The following is a 17,744-nucleotide window of genomic DNA, read 5'->3' as shown; positions in this document are numbered from 1 at the left end:
CTACTTATTTTGTTATTATAAATATAAAGTATAGGAGAATTACCTGTGAATAACGGTATCCTACAGCAAGATTACAATGGTAAAAAGTTTGATATAATCAAAATATCTTTAGCATCACCTGAGGTCGTAAGATCATGGTCACATGGTGAAGTTAAAAAACCTGAAACTATTAACTATAGAACATTTAAGCCTGAAAGAGATGGTTTATTCTGTGCTAAAATTTTTGGCCCAGTAAAAGATTATGAATGTCTTTGTGGTAAGTATAAAAGACTTAAGCACCGTGGTGTAGTTTGTGAGCGTTGTGGCGTAGAAGTCGAGCAAGCTAAAGTGCGTAGAGAGAGAATGGGTCATATTGATCTAGTTTGTCCTGTTGTACATATTTGGTACTTAAAATCCTTACCATCAAGAATAGGTCTGTTTTTAGATATGCCTCTTAAAAATGTAGAGAAAGTTCTATATTTTGAGTCATATATAGTTACAGATCCTGGTATGACTCCATTAGAAAAGAAACAACTTCTTACAGATGATGAGTATGCTGAAGCTTTAGAAAACTATGGTTATGAATTTGAAGCAGCAATGGGTGCTGAAGCAATCCGTGAGCTGTTGTCAGAAACTGACATTGAAACTGAAATTGAAACTTTACAAGCAGAATATGAAGGAAGTAAATCCACTGCTAAAAGAGAAAAAGCAATTAAAAGAATTAGACTTCTTGAGACTTTCTTAGCATCTGGTAATAAACCTGAGTGGATGGTAATGACAGTGTTGCCTGTACTACCACCTGATTTAAGACCACTTGTACCAATTGAAGGTGGTCGTTTTGCTACTTCTGATCTTAATGATCTTTATAGAAGAGTTATCAACAGAAATAACAGACTTAGAAAGCTAGTTGATCTTAATGCACCAGATATTATTGTGCGAAATGAAAAGAGAATGCTACAAGAATCTGTAGATGCCTTACTAGATAATGGTAGACGCGGTAGAGCTGTAACAGGTTCTAACAAGCGCCCACTTAAATCTTTAGCAGATATGATTAAAGGTAAGCAAGGTCGTTTCCGTCAAAACCTTTTAGGTAAGCGTGTTGACTATTCTGGTCGTTCGGTAATTACGGTAGGACCTTCACTTAGGTTACATGAGTGTGGCTTACCTAAGAAGATGGCACTAGAATTGTTTAAACCATTTGTATACTCTAAGTTAAGATTAGGTGGCTATGCTACTACTATCAAACAAGCTAAGCGTATGGTTGAGCTTGAAGAAGCTGTAGTATGGGATATTTTAGAAGTTGTGATCAATGAACATCCAGTACTTCTTAACCGTGCTCCTACACTTCATAGATTAGGTATTCAAGCATTTGAACCTAAGCTGATTGAAGGTAAAGCTATCCAGCTTCATCCATTAGTTTGTGCGGCATTTAACGCCGATTTCGATGGTGACCAAATGGCTGTGCATGTACCTTTAACTGTAGAATCTCAGTTAGAGTCTCGTGTGTTGATGATGTCTACAAATAACATCCTTTCTCCAGCATCTGGTCAGCCGATTATCACTCCTACACAGGATATCGTACTAGGATTGTACTATATCACTCGTGAAAAAGAGGGTGCTAAAGGCGAAGGCAAGTTATTTGCTAGTTATGATGATGTAGCAAGAGCGTATAATTCTGGTACTATTGAAATTCATACAAAAATTAAGCTAAGAATTGATAGACAAGTTTTTGATACTAAAGGTAATACTTATAATGAAAAGGGTGTGGTAAATACTACTGTTGGTAGAGCTTTACTAATAAACATCTTACCAGATGGTATATCTTTCTCATTTATAAACAAAGTTTTAGCTAAGAAAGAAATTTCTAAAGTAATTAACCAAGCATTTAGAGTATTAGGTGGTAAAGCTACTGTAGTTCTTGCTGATAAACTTATGTATGCTGGTTTCAAATACTCTACTATTTCAGGTATTTCTGTGGGTGTCAACGATATGACTATTCCAGATATTAAAGAAGCTAAAGTAGAAGCTGCTGAAGAAGAGATTAAACAAGTAACTGAACAATATCAGTCTTCATTAATTACTGAAAATGAAAGATATAACAACATCATTAACATCTGGAGCAAAGTCTCTGATGAGGTTGGTGCTTTGATGATGGATGAGATTTCTAAAGATACTATTACAGTAAATGGTGAGAAAAAAGACATTGAGTCATTTAACTCTGTGTATATGATGGCTAATTCTGGTGCAAGGGGTTCTTATAACCAAATGCGTCAGTTAGCAGGTATGCGTGGATTGATGGCTAAACCAGATGGTACGATGATCGAGACTGCTATTACTGCAAACTTTAGAGAAGGCTTGTCAGTACTTCAATACTTTACATCTACGCATGGTGCTCGTAAAGGTCTTGCCGATACAGCTCTTAAGACTGCTAACGCAGGTTACTTAACGCGTAGACTAGTAGATGTAGCTCAAGATTTAGTTATCATCGAAGAAGATTGTGGTACAGAAGACGGACTTATGTTCTCAGCTATTGTTGAAGACGGTGAAGTTAAAGTACCTCTAGCTGAAAGAGCGTTAGGTAGAACTTTAGCTGCTGATGTTATCACTGAAAAAGGCGATGTTTTATTAGAAGCAGGTACTTTACTTGATGAAAATCTTGTTGAGTTACTTGATGATAATGCTATTGATATGATCAAACTTAGATCGCCAATTAGCTGTAATACTCGTCGTGGACTATGTGCTACTTGTTATGGTCGTGACTTGGCTCGTGAGAGAAAAGTAAACGTTGGTGAATCTGTAGGTGTAATCGCTGCCCAATCAATTGGTGAGCCAGGTACACAGCTTACAATGCGTACTTTCCATACAGGTGGTGCTGCATCACTTGGTGTTACAGTTTCTGACATCAAGGTTAAAACTGCAGGTAAGATTAAGCATAAAAACATCCGTACAGTTACAAATAGAGAAGGCAATGAGATTGTTATATCTCGTGCTGGTGAAATTATTGTATCTGACAGTATGGGTCGTATTCGTGAGCAACATAAGATCCCTATGGGTGCGTCTTTACCATTAAAATCAGGTAAAGCAGTAGAGATAGGTGATGTAATTGCTACTTGGGATCCACATGCTCAGCCGTTAATTACTGATGTTGCAGGTAAAATTGCAATGGAAGATATTATCGATGGTATTACTTCTAAGCATACTTATGATGATTTAACTGGTCAGCTAACTATTGAGATAACTTCTATTTCACAAAGAACTACAGCTAAAAACTTAAAGCCAGTAGTTAATATTGTTGATGAAAAAGGTGAGGTTATTAAGTCTATATCTCTAGCTATTGGAGCAGTATTAAGTGTTGCTGATGATGCAATGGTTGATATAGGTGATGTAATTGCTAAGATTCCTTTAGAAGGCTCAAAAAACAAAGATATTACTGGTGGTCTTCCACGAGTTGCTGAACTTTTTGAAGCTAGAAGACCTAAAGAAGCTGCAGTACTTTCACCTTGTGATGGTACAGTAAGACTTGGTAATAGAGATACTAAAGAGAAGCAAAGAATTGAGCTTTTAGATAAAGATGGTCATCTTATTGATGAAATCTTAATGCATAAATCAAGACATTTAGTTGTGTTTGATGGCGAGAAAGTTGTTAAAGGTGATGTATTGGCTGATGGCCCTACTGATCCACATGACTTACTTAAGTACCGTGGTTTGAAAGCATTTGCTGATTATATAATGTTTGAAGCACAATCAGTTTATCGTATGCAAGGCGTTGTAATTAATGACAAGCATATTGAAACTATTGTTAGACAGATGATGAGAAAAGCTAGGGTTCTTGATCAAGGTGATAGTAAGTTTGTTAAGAATGAAGTTGCTGAGCTTGTTAGAATTTTCGAAGAGAATGATAAGCTTCGTAGTGAAGATAAGAAAGAAGTAATTTTTGAGCCTATGTTAATGGGTATTACAAGATCTTCTCTATCTACAGAATCATTCTTGTCAGCAGCATCTTTCCAAGAAACTACTAGAGTTCTTACAGAAGCTTCTATTCACTCTCAAGTGGATAACTTAAGAGGCCTTAAAGAGAATGTACTTATAGGTAGATTAATACCTACTGGTACAGGTCTTGCAGTAAGAAAAGAAACTGACAAAATTGAGAAAATGCGTGAAGAACTTGGGGTAGATGATAATCTACTACTTTCTGATGTGTCTTCTTCATTTGGTGTTAGTGAAAATTCTGCTGAAGAAGCTCAAGTAGAAGAAGAGAAAGACATCAATGAAGATATTGAAGAATCATTAAGAAATGCTCTTGAATCATTAGATTTCTAAATCTTAAAATCTTTTATTTTCTTTAAATAATTATTAAAAGCCCAGTTTTCTGGGTTTTTTTGTTTCTGATGGTTTATATCTATATTATTTATACTTAGTAAATAAAATGAGTGAATACATTCGATTACATTTAATAACCATGAGATTGAAGTTTTAGTTTATTATGTTCAGAGGTAAATATTTCGATAAGCACTATAAGTTTGAGATGCAAGTTTAATTGAATAGCTTAGTTATAGCCTATGTATACGGCTACTATAATCATAAAAGAGCTTAGTGCCATAAGGTATAAGTAGAATTTAAAGATAAATTTTAACCATACACCGTAAGGTATCCTTGCAACACCAAGTACAGCCATTAAGGTTGCTGATGTTGGCATTAGACAATGAGTCCAACCATCACCTAATTGAAATGCTAAAACAGCAATTTGTCGACTTATACCAGTTAAATCTGCTAGAGGTGACATAATAGGCATTGTTAAGGCTGCTTGACCAGAGCCTGAAGTTATAAAGAAATTAAATATTGATTGGAAGTAAAACATTCCAAGAGCAGAAACATATTCATTTGTACCGGAAATGCTTTTACTTGCATATTCTAGCAGTGTATTTAGCATAGTATAATCTTTTGGGTTTGATCCACCCATTAGATATATAAGACCGTAAGCAAACGAGATAATTAAGCAAACCGGTAATAAATCTTTGGCACCTTCTTTAAAGGCGTTTATGGCTGTTGATAGTGTCATACCATTTACTTTACCAACCACAGCTAGAAAGCCTGTGACTAGACCAAGAATAGTAAATAAAGTAGCTATTTGTGGGATGTAGTAACCTAGTTCTACTACACCATAGACTAGCCATATAATTGTTATAAAGAGACTTAATAATATCAGCCATGAGTAAGTGCATATTTTTTGAGTTTGTTCTAAACTATAATCACTAGAATCTCTATAGACATTATCATGCTGATACATTGGAGATAATGATGGTTTTTTTTGTATTCTCAAAGCATAAAATACAGTAAAAATTGATATTGAAAGAGTAAAAATAAGCCAAAGAATTATTCTAAATAAGCTTCCTGATAGAATTGGTATTTGCGCTATACCTTGGGCAATACTCACAGAGAAAGGATTCATCCACGATGTTGCAAAACCAATCTGAGTAGCCAGATAAATTGCTAGTGTACAGGTTATTGCATCAAAGCCAATAAGAACAAATATCGGAACTAAAAGCATAATGAAAGGGATAGTTTCTTCACCCATGCCAAAAACAGCACCACCTAATGAAAAAATAAAGCATAAAGCAGGAAGTAAAAAGATTTTGTTATTTTGAAATTTACTGACTACTCTCAAGATTGATTGATCGATTACTTTTGTTTTTAATAGTACGCCAAATGAGCCTCCTATGATCAACAGGAATGCAATAATTGAAATAGCACCACCATCTCTAGATCCTGAGGTTAATCCTTCATATACGAAATTTGTAAATCCTTTTTCTGACTCATTAGCTGAAAATACTTTTACTGGAGACGTTTTAGGATTATTACTTGAATCGACTTTGAATTGGAAACTATTTGCTAACAAGACTTCCTTTGAGAGTGTCTGTTCATTAGACTGATATTTGATGGTTTGAGTATCAAATTTTCCGACAGGAACAAAATAACTGGTGATGGAAACTAATATTGCTATACAAAAGAGTATTAGCAATGTATCTGGCATTTTTATGGTTTTTGATTTGCTCATTTATTTTGATTCAATCTATATTCATTCTAGTATTTATACTACCATTAATCATCTGTATCAAGACTTACTCGGGTTTAAGTTTAATTATGTAAATATTGAGCACTTAAGTTTAAAAATTTATTATGTATCATATATATATGTATGCGATAATGAATATTATATTCCTTATAAAAACTTTTTGTATGAATTGTTTGAAAACTTTGAAAAACCTATTTTGTCAAAAGAAAGAGCCTGAAATAAAAGAAAATACTTTTATAGTTTGGGAACCATGCTCAAGTAGCCATGCTGAAATTGTTCCTGGATTTGCAAAGTATTTGCTTGAGTTAGGCTTCCATGTCTCTATATTAGTAACCCCGGAAAGATATGATGAAGGACTTTTTTGTCGCTTTGAAAATGAGAATATTTCATATAATGTGATGACTCAAAAACAGATCAGAAAATTTTTCTTAAATAATGAGATTAGTAATGTTAAAGGCATTTTAGTTACTACTCTTGGTAAACTTAGCACTCAAGATATTGAATCAGCATACAAAAGTTTTCATCCTAATGTAGATAAATCAAAAATATTTTTTGTTGAGCATGAGATTGATAAGTTAGTCGATAATGGAAAGTTAAAGGAATCAATAATTACACTGCGTGAAATCGACTATAAAGGCGCTAAGACGACTGTTGTAAATCCTCATTATTTTGGAGTTATAAAGTCAAATCCAAAAAATAAACTAACTAATTTTGTCACAATTGGCGAGCTCTCTGAAAAAAGAAAGAATACTAAGATTCTTGTTGATGCAGTAAGTGATATGGTTACTAAAGGGTTTACTAACTTTAAAGTTACGGTTATTGGTAAAGGTAAACTTTCTAGTTTACCTCAAAGTTTGCGACAATATTTTGATATTAAAGGTAGACTGAACTTTGATGAGATGTATGATCAAATAGAAAAGGCTGATTTTATTCTTTCAGCATATGAAAACACTGATATTCACAGAAAATATATAACAGTAAAAACTAGTGGAACATTTCAGCTAGTTTATGGTTTTTTAAAGCCTATTATTATTCGGACTGAATTTGCTGAAATTAACGGTTTTGATGATCAAAACAGTCTTATATACAGTGACGATAGCGAGTATTCATTAGAAATGATAAAGGCTATTGAGATGACTCAAGAAAATTATAGAAATATGCAAAACAAACTTGATGAATATGCTTCACAACTTTTTCTATCATCAAAAGACAATTTACAGAAATTAATAGCTAAGAAGTGATTTAAAGGTATTAAAATAATGAATAAAAATATTCCAATAGTTTTTACATTTGATAAAAGAATAGTTCTAGGTGCTGCAGTAGCGATAAAAAGTTTAATTGAAACAGCTAATGATGATACTGTTTATGATATTTATGTTTTTCATCCTGATATAGATGATAAGACTATTTTATGCTTTGAGAAAATGTTAGCTAATACCCAGCATAAAATATCGTTTGAATTTATAGATAAATCAAGATTTAAGCATGCACCAATAAATAAAGGTGGAAGTTGGACGGAGATTGTTTATTATCGACTTTTGATAGCTGAACTATTACCTCAATATGATTGTGTTATATATTCAGATGTTGATGTGCTGTTTATGAAAGATATGAGAGAAGTTTATGAGTTAAATCTATGTGGGTATGAATTTGCAGCAGTAAGAGCTGAAAGAAATTCATCTGAAATGATTGGTCATAAGTACTTCAAAGAAAATGATAATGAATTTATCTATTGGTCTGGTTTTATTGTCATGAACACAAAATTAATGCGTGAAAATGAATTTGTTGATAGATGTTTTGATGTTATTAATACATATAATGATAGATTAAAGTTTTTTGACTTAGATACATTAAATCTTGTTTCGAGTAAGATTAAGGATGTACCTTTTGATTACTGTACTTTGCAGAGTGTCTATTACTTAGACAATTTGTCTGAATCTGAAGAGTACGAGTATATAAAAAATGTATACACTGATGAAGAGCTTTTATATGCTAAAGAAAACCCTGCTATAGTGCATTATGCAGGCAAGCCAGGTAAGCCATGGAGGATGCCAGTTCCTTATAGTGATTACCAAGAGTATATCGTTAAAGTACCTTCTGAATTAAGAAAATACACATTAAGAGATTATAAGAAGAAGTTTCTGGCCAAAGTTAAAGGCAGTGGTAAGATAAAGTCTTAATATTGAGCATTTAGACCTAGATGTTTACTTATTTTCAATAGAAATATTAGTTAAGTATGTTATACTTAGACTCCATGATTTTCTATATTTTCATGTGTTCAAAATGAATCCAAAGACTAAAATTATTTTTGTTACAGGTGGGGTTGTATCTTCGCTTGGTAAAGGTGTAACAGCTGCATCATTAGCAACTTTGCTGGAAAGCAGAGGTTTAAATGTAACGATGATGAAACTAGACCCTTATATAAATGTTGACCCTGGTACTATGAGTCCTCTACAACATGGAGAGGTCTATGTAACAGAAGATGGTGCGGAAACTGATCTTGATTTGGGGCATTACGAAAGATTTATTCGTAATAAAATGACTCAAGCTAGTAATTTTACTACAGGTAAGGTTTATCAAAGTGTGCTTAAAAAAGAAAGGAAAGGTGACTATCTAGGAGCAACGATCCAAGTTATTCCACATATCACTGATGAGATAAAAAACCGAGTTTGTTCTGGCATTGCCGATGATATTGATGTTGCAATAGTAGAAATTGGCGGTACAGTTGGTGATATAGAGTCTTTACCATTTCTTGAAGCTATTCGACAGCTACGAATTGAGCTAGGAAGAAATAGAACCTTGTTTGTTCACCTAACGCTTCTACCTTATATTAGAGTTGCAGGTGAGATGAAAACTAAACCTACTCAGCATTCAGTAAAAGAACTTAGAGGTATAGGAATTCAGGCAGATATATTAGTATGTAGGTGTGAAAAAATATTTAGTGAAGACGAGAAGCGTAAAATAGCACTTTTCACAAATGTAAGTCAAGATTCTATATTTACTGCTGAAGATGTGAAAACTATCTACGAAGTGCCTCTTAGATACCATGAGCAAGGTTTTGATTCTAAATTAGTTGAGCTTTTGAACCTAGGTGCACAGGATGCAGATTTATCTGAATGGCAAGGTGTAGTTGAAGCAATAAAAGAGACTAAAGGTGAAGTTACTATTGCGATGGTTGGTAAATATGTGTCTTTAACAGAAGCGTACAAATCTCTAAATGAAGCTCTTTATAACGCTGGCTATAAAAAAGGTGTTAAAGTAAAAATAAAATTTGTTGACTCTGAAAAACTTACAACTGAAAATGTAAAAAAACAGTTTTTAAATATAAACGCAATACTTGTTCCTGGTGGCTTTGGACATAGAGGTGTTGAGGGTAAAATAATTGCTATTAAATATGCTAGAGAGAATAATGTACCATTTATGGGTATTTGTTTAGGTATGCAGCTAGCTGTTATCGAGTATGCTCGAAATGTCCTTAACATAAAAGATGCGCATTCTAGTGAACTTGATTCAAAAACTATGAATCCTGTTATAGCCCTTATAACAGAGTGGCAGGATGAGTTTGGTGAGATTCATCAAAGAACTGTAAATTCAGATCTTGGTGGCACAATGCGTTTAGGTGGTTATAAAGCTGTATTGGATGAAGGTTCAAGAGTGAGAGATATTTATAAAAAAGCGGAAGTGGTGGAAAGACATCGTCATCGCTATGAGGTGAATAATAAGTATGTCGAAGCTTTAGAACAAGCTGGTTTGATTTTCTCAGGCAAATCAGAGGATAAAAGTCTAATGGAAATAGTGGAGTTGCCAGAACATAAGTGGTTTGTAGCTTGTCAAGCTCACCCAGAATTCACATCAACACCTAGATATGGACATAAATTATTTGAGTCTTATATAGAGGCTGCAATGCAAAAATAATGAATTATAAGCTTGTTGTTTTGATATTTCATAAATAATAATGCTATAATTTGATTTAACTAAATACAGGAGAATAAAATAAAATGGGTAAACAAAGTACGTTATCAATAATAAAGCCAGATGCTGTAGCTAAAAATGTAATTGGTGATATTTATAGTCGTTTTGAGAAAGCAGGCCTTAAAGTAGTTGCTGCAAAAATGAAGCATTTGTCTAGAGTTGAAGCAGAAGGTTTTTATGCTGAACATAGTGAAAGACCATTTTTTAGTGCTTTAGTAGAGTTTATGAGTTCAGGCCCTGTAATGATACAAGTCCTTGAAGGTGAAAACGCAATCCTTAAGAATCGTGATTTAATGGGTGCTACAAACCCTAAAGAAGCTGACGCAGGTACTATTCGTGCAGATTTTGCTGATAGTATTGATGCTAATGCTGTACATGGTTCAGATGCTGAAAAATCAGCTGCTAGAGAGATCGGATATTTCTTTAGTGATATAGAGATATTCGCATAAGATATAAGCTTTGTGCTTAAACTATATATTTATAGGAGATTAGTAAATGAGTTGGTTAACTAGAGTAATTGGAAAGAGTTTGGGTATGAGTGCCCAAAAGAAAGATTTACCTTCAGGTGTATGGAGTCAATGCCCACAGTGTCAGATAACTGTATACTCAGAAGAGCTAGCAAATAATAATTCTGTATGCCCAAGTTGTAACTATCATTACAGAATCTCAGCTAGACATAGATTAAGCATATTTTTTGATGAAAATTCTATGACTGAACACTTTGAAAATATCTCTCCGGTAGATATGTTAAAGTTTAAAGATACTAAAGCATATAAAGATAGACTATCTCAAGCTCAAAAGAAAACAGAAGAGCAAGATGCATTAGTTGTTATGGAGGGAACTGTTGAAGGTTTTCCAGTAGTAGCTGCTGCATTTAACTTTATGTTTTTGGGTGGCTCAATGGGTTCTGTTGTTGGTGAAAAGTTTATTCGTGGCGTTAAACTTGCTATGGAAAAGAAAGTTCCTTTCATTTGTTTTACAGCAAGTGGTGGAGCAAGAATGCAAGAATCATTATTCTCATTAATGCAGATGTCTAAAACTAGTGCAGCATTACAAAAATTAGCAGAAGCCAAGCTTCCATACTTAGTGGTTCTTACAGATCCAACTACGGGTGGTGTATCAGCATCATTAGCTATGCTTGGTGATGTTCATATTGCTGAACCTAAAGCGTTAATTGGCTTTGCAGGTCCTAGAGTAATTGAACAAACTGTTAGAGAGCAGCTACCAGAAGGGTTCCAAAGAAGTGAGTTCTTGGTTGAGAAAGGTATGGTTGATATGATTGTTGATCGTAGAAATTTAAGATCAGAAATTTCTAAATTGATAGATAAATTAATGCCTAATCTTACTAAAATTAACCATAATCAAGCTTTAGAACATAAATCTGCACAAGCAGAAGCATAATACTAAAATGAGCGTCGATCTCAAGATAGCTAATATAATGGCTAATGATGCTCAAATTTGTGCTTTGCATGAGTTAAAAGATCTTCTTCAAGAATTTAATTTTCATAAAAAATTCAAAATAATAACTGTTGCTGGCACAAATGGTAAAGGCACAGCGGTAACAATGCTTGAAGAGTTATTGGTAGCTAATAATAAATCCGTTTTATCTCATACATCACCTCATGTCTTTAAATTCAATGAAAGAATTTCATTAAATAAAAAACCTATTGATGAGGTTGTTTTACTGGAGATTTTAGAACGACTTGCGGAAATTAGTCATGAATATAAGCTTTCTTACTATCAAATAGCTTTTTTATCAGCTTGTATGTATAGTCAAAAGATTCATGTTGATTATTTAATTTTAGAGGTTGGCATAGGTGGTAGATTAGATGCGGCTAATCTTTTAGAGCCTGATATTACAGCAATTACAAATATAGATTTTGATCATTGTGAAATACTAGGAGATACTCTTGATAAAATTGGTCGTGAAAAGGTTGGTATTTGCAGGTCACAAATACCATTGTTTTTAGGTTCTAAAATGCCTGAGAGTGTATATTTATATGCAAAAGAAGTTGGAGCTATTATTTATGAGAAAAACTATGAATATGAGTCGGTAGAATGTTTTACTCATAGTCACAATATAGCAATGGCAATAGCTGAATACTTACTTCATAGTTTAGCAATTAATTACGCACCAAGGTTAGAGCATATTAAAGCCCCAGCAAGATTTTATCAGCTTAAAAGTGACAGTGCTTCTAAAAGCTATGTTATAGTTGATGTCGCACATAATCCTGCTTCAGTTAAACATTTGTTTTCTCTTTTAGAGAAAAAGGCAGAATTTCATAATCTTAAATATGAAGCTGTGTTTGGGATATTGGGGTCTAAAGATATTGAAAAGGTTTTGGATATTTCAAAACAGTATGTGAATAAGTGGAATGTTGTCAATCTTAAGTGTGTAGATGCTCGTGCACTTGATATTGATGATATTAGGGCTGAATTTGAAAAGCAAAATATAGTTATGGCTGATTATCATCAGGATTTAACTAGTTTATATTTAGCGAAAAAAAATACGGTAACAGTCGTGTTTGGATCGTTTGTAATGGCAGGTAAGTTTCTTGAAGAATATAATAAAAATAGCTAATAATGAACAGCAAATGCTAGAACTTGCTACTGAATATGCTGGTAGACTAAAAACTAGTGATGTGGTTTTTTTACATGGTAATCTAGGTGCAGGTAAAACTACTTTTGTGAAAGGTGTATTACGCTCCTTAGGTTATAATGGTAATGTTAAAAGTCCAACCTACACTTTGGTTGAGAGTTATGAGTTTGAAAGTGTGACAATTCATCATTTTGACCTTTATAGGCTAGCAGATCCAGAAGAGTTGGAGTGGATTGGTCTTAGAGATTATTTTAATGAAAATAGTATTTGTTTTATTGAGTGGCCTGAAAAAGGAAAAGGTTTTTTATCTCAGCCAAGTAGTAATATTTATATTAATTATTTACATGATGGTAGAGAATTAATATTTTCATAGTTTTCAGTGGAAAAGTACTATAAAAAAGTTATTATTAAACATATACTATTACCATCTTTTCTACATAAGAAATCTTAAAAACTATTGGAGTATTAATGAGAGTTAAAATTTTATTTGCTTTGCTTGGAGTATTATTTTATAACTCATCTTTTGCTACACTTGAGCAGTGTTATAAAGACGGAGCTGATGAAGAGTACGAAAAAGTACTTGATACATGTAAGCCTTATCAAAAGAAAGACGCACGAGCAACAGGACTTATCGCAGAAGCTAATGTCCAACTTGATGAAGATGATAAGTTAGCACTTGATGACGCTGAATGGGCTGTCGATTTTTATAAAAAGAATGGAACTCCTAATACTGTTGAAGGGATGAAGGCGTATGTTTATCTCATTTACTTAATTGGGGAATTATACTATTTTGGTAGTGATGATATTCCTGTTGATCAAGATAAAGGGTATCTGTATATTCGTGAAGCTGCACATTTAGGATATGATATTGCACAAAATCAATTAGCAAATCTTTATGTCAGAGTTGGTGATGTCCCTGCTACAAACTTTGCAAAAGCTTACAGATGGTATAAGTTAGCTATAGCTAATGGTTCTTTAGATGCAAGAAAAGCTTTTATTTTAAACAATGAAGAGAAGTTCATTGGAGAGTATCCATATTGTATATCCCAAGGCAGAACATATATAGGTGATGCATACTTTGAAGGATTTGGTGGGTTGCGTAAAAATCATGACAAAGCTCTAGAGTGGTATACTAAGGCTTATGAAGTAGATCATATATCTCCAGTTGAAGTTGGGCTTGCTAAAGTATATTTAGAAAGGGGTGACATGGAAAAGGCTATGATGTATACGAAAGAGGCCATTACTCAGCCTTATGCCCCAGCTTTTGTTGAAATGTATGAATTAGAGAAGAATGATAAAGTTAAACAATATGCATATTTATCTGTTGCTATATCTTTGTTTGAAAGACCTGACATAAAATATTGGGAACAATTTAATGAATATTGTCTCCCAGACCTATCAGAGAAAGGCATTAACTATGCTAAGAAAAATATTAAGCAGATTGAGCTGACTAATGAAGAAAAAGTTAAAGGAAACGAGCTAACTAGACAAATTATAGATCAATGGCATAGGCCACAAACTAATAAAAAATAATCAATGTTTATTGTTATTAAAAATTATTAAATAGTTTTTCCTTCACTCTTAGTTGAGCTTTATTATGAAAAAATTCTTCTCTAAAAGTCTTCTAGTCTCTAGTTTTCTTTTGCTATCAAAAATACTTGGCTTTTTAAGAGATATGCTATTGGCAATGTTCTTTGGCAGTAGTGGAGCAATGCAAGCTTTTTTAATTGCATTCAGATTTCCTGAGTTTATTCGTAAAGTAACATCTTCAGGAATTATTACGCAGATCATGAATCCTCATCTAGAGGATAGTATCTCGACTAAGCAAAGAGAGTTTATTGCTACGGTATTATACTTTATAGCTGTAGTGTTATTGCTAATAGTTATATTAATGATTGCTTTTAGTGATTTTATTGTTGATTTATATGCATATGGTTTTTCAAAAGATACTAGTCTACAAAGCCTTATCCAAATAATGTTTGTTATTATGATACCTTATGTATTATTTAATTTCATGGTTGGACTTATATCAGCGGTACTTAATAGTCACCGGAAATATTTTGTTTCATCAATGTTACCAATTATTCTAAACTTGGTTATGATTGCTGGCATAGTATGCTCTAAATACTTTAATGTTGCTATATATGCTGTAGCTTATAGTGTCTTGGTTGCTGGTGTAATTCAGCTGATTGTGGCTTTGTGGGCATTATATAGGTTGGCGGGAAAGTTGTCTTTATCAAGAGATATATTTTTATTAAAAAATATTGAAGCGAAGTCTTTTCTCAGGAAAATGCCGATGGCATTTTTTGGTAGTGCTATTTTACAGATTAATGGTCTAGTAGAAACATTTTTTGCTTCATTTTTGGTTTCAGGAAGTTTAGCATGGCTTTATTATGCAGATAGGGTGAATCAGTTCTTATATGGTGTGTTTGGTACAGCGATTGCTACTGTAATGATACCTTACCTAGTTAAATGTAAAACAGATGCTAAAACCTTCTATAAGAATTTAGCATGGATCTTGAAGGTAACTATGCTTATAACAATACCTGCTATTGTTGGGCTATGTGTATTATCAAAGCCTATTGTCATAACACTTTTTTATTATGGTAAATTTAGTGTCACAGATGTTAATGCGACTCAGTTAGCACTGTTAGGCTATTTGTTGGCATTATTTTGTTTTGTAGTAGTAAGAGTTATAGTTTCTGGCTTATATGTGCAAAATCAGGCTCATAAGGTGTTTTATATAGGTGTTACTTGTTTGGTAATCAGTGTGTTGGTTGATATTTATATTATTAAAGTATTTGCGGGTGATAAAAATGCCTTTCTATACTTAGCATACTCTAGTTCATTTATTGCTTTAGTGAATTTATTATCACAAATGTTACTTATGGTAGAGTTTAATTTTAATAAGTTTGTAGAAGCCTATTTACCGTTTAGGTTCTTATGTAAAATACTAATAGGCTGTATCTGTATGTTTGTTGTATTAAAAATGTTTGATCTTAGTGATAGTTATTGGATAAGTTTGTCATTCTTTGGTAGAGTAGAGCATATAGTGATAGTGATACTATCTGGAATTATAAGCTTTATTGGAGTTTTGTGGTTGTTGGGTGTTAAAAGCTCATTAAAACTTAAAGCTTAAATTTAATTTTAAGGTTTGAAATATGTATGATTATAAAAAGATCACGAATCTTCGAGGTGTAGAGAGAGAAACTTTACGAATTAAAAGAGATGGTAGTTTAGCTAAAACCCCTCATAGTATTAATTTAGGGCATAAGCTTACTAACGATAGTGTCACTGTGGATTTTTCAGAGGACTTATTAGAACTTATTACTAGTCCTCATACTACTGTTGATGCTACACTTGAAGAACTTAATAGTTTAACTGCTTTTACTCTACAAAATATTTCTCAAGATGAGATTATTTTAAATACTAGTATGCCATTATCAGCAGAAGAGAACGAAATATCTGAGGCTAATTTTGGTAGCTCAAACTCCGGTATGATGAAGCAAACTTACCGTAAGGGCTTATCTGCACGCTATGGTAAAGTTATGCAAATAATATCAGGAATACACTATAACTTCTCAATTGATGAATCCTTAATGTTACAAAAATCTAAAGATTTGGGTGTTTCTAAGTCAGCAGTATATTTTGGAGTTATAAATAATTATTTTGAGTATATGTGGTTGTTACCATATTTATTTGGAGCTAGCCCTATCTGTGCAAAGACTTCAGTTCAAGATAAACCGGACTATTTGAAAAGTTTAGATGATGAATTTTATATTGGTGAACATGCTACTAGTTTGAGAATGAGTGATTTAGGTTATACTAGTCCAGCCCAAAAAGATTTACATATCTCATATGAAGGTGTTAAACCCTACGTGACAGATTTAATAGGTGCGACAGCAGAAGTATTTGAAGATTATAAGCAAATTGGTTTATATGACGATAGTGGGCAAAGAATTCAGCTCAACGAAAGTATTCTGCAGATTGAAAATGAATACTATAGTCCTATAAGACCAAAACAAATAGCTAAAAGATGTGAAAGACCTGCTTGTGCTTTAATAAACAGAGGAGTTGAGTATATTGAAGTTCGTGTTCTTGATGTTGATCCTTTTGATGCTAATGGGGTTAGTAAAAACACTTCTCTTTTTATAGAAGCAATGCTTATGACTTGTTTTGATAGTAAGTTTAACAATTATTCTAAAGAACATGTTTCTAGAGCTAAACAAAACCTAAATAAAGTAGCCATTGATGGTAGAAACCCTAGTTTAAAACTTCAAAATTTATTGGGTAAAGAAGTTAAACTTAAAGATTATGCTTTAGAGCTATTTGTAAAAATTGAAGAGGTAGCTGAGCAAATGGGAGATGAATTTGTAAGAGCTGTATCCTTTGAAAAAGAGAAGGTTTTAGATAGTACTAAAACACCATCAGCTAAACTAATCGGCTTAGCTAAAGAACATGGTTACAAAAAAGCTGTATTAGGTCTTTCTGAAGTTATAACAACTAAATTTAGAAATAATAAGCTTTCTACTGAGACAAGTGATAAATTAAAGAATCAAGTTAAAGATTCATTTAAAGCAGAAGAGATTCTTAGAGCAGACGATAGTATTTCTCTTGATGAATATATTAGAAGGTATTATGAGTCTGGAGATTGTTGCTGATATAATCAATATCTTGTAAAACTCTTAAGACAAGGTTGCATAATCGTACAAATGTATGTTTAGTGCGTAACTTCATTCAAAAGGTAAGTTTTCTATAGGCATAAAAAAACCAACACAAGGCTGGTTTTAATTATTTGGTTTTTCTAAAAGTAAATTATACTTTCTTCATGCCACCAAAACGCTTGTTGAATCTATCAACACGGCCTGCAGTATCTACAACTCTTTGCTTACCTGTGTAGAAAGGATGACACTGTGAACATATATCTACGTTCATAGCTTCTTTACCAATAGTAGATTTTGTAGTGAATTTGTTACCACAGCTGCAAGTTACAGCAACTTCGTTATATTTAGGATGAATTTCGTTTTTCATTTTTTTATTTCCTTGATATTTATAATTTGACATCGCCACTTAAACTATCTCATTTAAGCACCATATCCCTTTATTTTCTAATAAATAGAA

The 17,744-nt window shown here is 33.0% G+C and carries 13 protein-coding genes; 11 read left to right on the top strand and 2 right to left on the bottom strand.

From position 1 onward, the window contains the following. Positions 1 to 45 precede the first annotated feature (45 nt). On the top strand, positions 46 to 4,299 hold the full coding sequence (gene rpoC / locus FLM55_RS04050) for a DNA-directed RNA polymerase subunit beta' (protein ID WP_178948162.1): 4,254 nt from the start codon (positions 46 to 48) through the stop codon (positions 4,297 to 4,299). Positions 4,300 to 4,525: 226 nt separating this feature from the next. Here rpoC and yfcC read toward each other — a convergent pair whose 3' ends face one another. After that, positions 4,526 to 6,010, bottom strand: a complete 1,485-nt coding sequence (yfcC, locus tag FLM55_RS04045; RefSeq protein WP_218644486.1) for a putative basic amino acid antiporter YfcC — start codon at positions 6,008 to 6,010, stop codon at positions 4,526 to 4,528. A 206-nt stretch (positions 6,011 to 6,216) separates the two neighbouring features. Between yfcC and FLM55_RS04040 the strand changes: the two genes are divergently transcribed. The 10 genes from FLM55_RS04040 (at position 6,217) to gshA (ending at position 17,284) form a co-directional block, all read left to right on the top strand. Then, on the top strand, positions 6,217 to 7,293 hold the full coding sequence (locus tag FLM55_RS04040; protein WP_178948160.1) for a hypothetical protein: 1,077 nt from the start codon (positions 6,217 to 6,219) through the stop codon (positions 7,291 to 7,293). Between the two features lie 18 nt (positions 7,294 to 7,311). Continuing rightward, positions 7,312 to 8,232 carry a glycosyltransferase family 8 protein gene (locus tag FLM55_RS04035; RefSeq protein WP_178948159.1) on the top strand — a complete coding sequence of 307 codons (921 nt, stop codon included), beginning with the start codon at positions 7,312 to 7,314 and terminating at the stop codon, positions 8,230 to 8,232. A gap of 103 nt (positions 8,233 to 8,335) precedes the next feature. Then, positions 8,336 to 9,967 carry a CTP synthase gene (locus tag FLM55_RS04030; RefSeq protein ID WP_178948158.1) on the top strand — a complete coding sequence of 544 codons (1,632 nt, stop codon included), beginning with the start codon at positions 8,336 to 8,338 and terminating at the stop codon, positions 9,965 to 9,967. An 83-nt stretch (positions 9,968 to 10,050) separates the two neighbouring features. Further along, positions 10,051 to 10,473: a nucleoside-diphosphate kinase gene (gene ndk, locus FLM55_RS04025; RefSeq protein ID WP_112869439.1), complete on the top strand. Its 423-nt coding sequence runs from the start codon at positions 10,051 to 10,053 to the stop codon at positions 10,471 to 10,473. A gap of 46 nt (positions 10,474 to 10,519) precedes the next feature. Next, entirely contained in the window at positions 10,520 to 11,425 is a 906-nt protein-coding gene (gene accD / locus FLM55_RS04020; RefSeq protein ID WP_178948157.1) for an acetyl-CoA carboxylase, carboxyltransferase subunit beta, read from the top strand. Between the two features lie 7 nt (positions 11,426 to 11,432). Further along, positions 11,433 to 12,605: a folylpolyglutamate synthase/dihydrofolate synthase family protein gene (locus tag FLM55_RS04015; RefSeq protein WP_178948156.1), complete on the top strand. Its 1,173-nt coding sequence runs from the start codon at positions 11,433 to 11,435 to the stop codon at positions 12,603 to 12,605. Further along, positions 12,580 to 12,996, top strand: a complete 417-nt coding sequence (tsaE, locus tag FLM55_RS04010) for a tRNA (adenosine(37)-N6)-threonylcarbamoyltransferase complex ATPase subunit type 1 TsaE (protein WP_178948155.1) — start codon at positions 12,580 to 12,582, stop codon at positions 12,994 to 12,996. The genes FLM55_RS04015 and tsaE overlap by 26 nt, the downstream gene beginning before the upstream one ends. Before the next feature lie 95 nt (positions 12,997 to 13,091). After that, positions 13,092 to 14,156, top strand: a complete 1,065-nt coding sequence (locus tag FLM55_RS04005; RefSeq protein ID WP_178948154.1) for a tetratricopeptide repeat protein — start codon at positions 13,092 to 13,094, stop codon at positions 14,154 to 14,156. Positions 14,157 to 14,220: 64 nt separating this feature from the next. Continuing rightward, complete coding sequence (murJ, locus tag FLM55_RS04000) at positions 14,221 to 15,762, top strand: murein biosynthesis integral membrane protein MurJ (protein WP_178948153.1); 1,542 nt, start codon at positions 14,221 to 14,223, stop codon at positions 15,760 to 15,762. Positions 15,763 to 15,784: 22 nt separating this feature from the next. Further along, positions 15,785 to 17,284, top strand: coding sequence for a glutamate--cysteine ligase (gene gshA, locus FLM55_RS03995; protein WP_178948152.1), 1,500 nt, complete (start codon positions 15,785 to 15,787; stop codon positions 17,282 to 17,284). Between the two features lie 154 nt (positions 17,285 to 17,438). On the opposite strand, the gene rpmE is transcribed toward gshA, so the two are convergent. Next, on the bottom strand, positions 17,439 to 17,654 hold the full coding sequence (rpmE, locus tag FLM55_RS03990; RefSeq protein ID WP_112870862.1) for a 50S ribosomal protein L31: 216 nt from the start codon (positions 17,652 to 17,654) through the stop codon (positions 17,439 to 17,441). Between the last annotated feature and the right edge of the window lie 90 nt (positions 17,655 to 17,744).

Source organism: Francisella sp. Scap27 (assembly GCF_013394105.1).
GTDB lineage: Bacteria > Pseudomonadota > Gammaproteobacteria > Francisellales > Francisellaceae > Francisella > Francisella adeliensis.
The sequence above is the reverse complement of the archived record's forward strand: the minus strand, read 5'-3'. Positions and strand labels throughout refer to the sequence as shown.

Excerpts from the sequence above, each read along its gene's own strand:
- FLM55_RS04035 (WP_178948159.1), top strand. The coding sequence starts at position 7,312 with ATGAATAAAAATATTCCAATAGTTTTTACATTTGATAAAAGAATAGTT.
- FLM55_RS04040 (WP_178948160.1), top strand. The coding sequence starts at position 6,217 with ATGAATTGTTTGAAAACTTTGAAAAACCTATTTTGTCAAAAGAAAGAG.
- FLM55_RS04030 (WP_178948158.1), top strand. The coding sequence starts at position 8,336 with ATGAATCCAAAGACTAAAATTATTTTTGTTACAGGTGGGGTTGTATCT.
- gshA (WP_178948152.1), top strand. The coding sequence starts at position 15,785 with ATGTATGATTATAAAAAGATCACGAATCTTCGAGGTGTAGAGAGAGAA.
- rpmE (WP_112870862.1), bottom strand. The coding sequence starts at position 17,654 with ATGAAAAACGAAATTCATCCTAAATATAACGAAGTTGCTGTAACTTGC.
- accD (WP_178948157.1), top strand. The coding sequence starts at position 10,520 with ATGAGTTGGTTAACTAGAGTAATTGGAAAGAGTTTGGGTATGAGTGCC.
- FLM55_RS04015 (WP_178948156.1), top strand. The coding sequence starts at position 11,433 with ATGAGCGTCGATCTCAAGATAGCTAATATAATGGCTAATGATGCTCAA.
- murJ (WP_178948153.1), top strand. The coding sequence starts at position 14,221 with ATGAAAAAATTCTTCTCTAAAAGTCTTCTAGTCTCTAGTTTTCTTTTG.
- ndk (WP_112869439.1), top strand. The coding sequence starts at position 10,051 with ATGGGTAAACAAAGTACGTTATCAATAATAAAGCCAGATGCTGTAGCT.
- FLM55_RS04005 (WP_178948154.1), top strand. The coding sequence starts at position 13,092 with ATGAGAGTTAAAATTTTATTTGCTTTGCTTGGAGTATTATTTTATAAC.
- yfcC (WP_218644486.1), bottom strand. The coding sequence starts at position 6,010 with ATGCCAGATACATTGCTAATACTCTTTTGTATAGCAATATTAGTTTCC.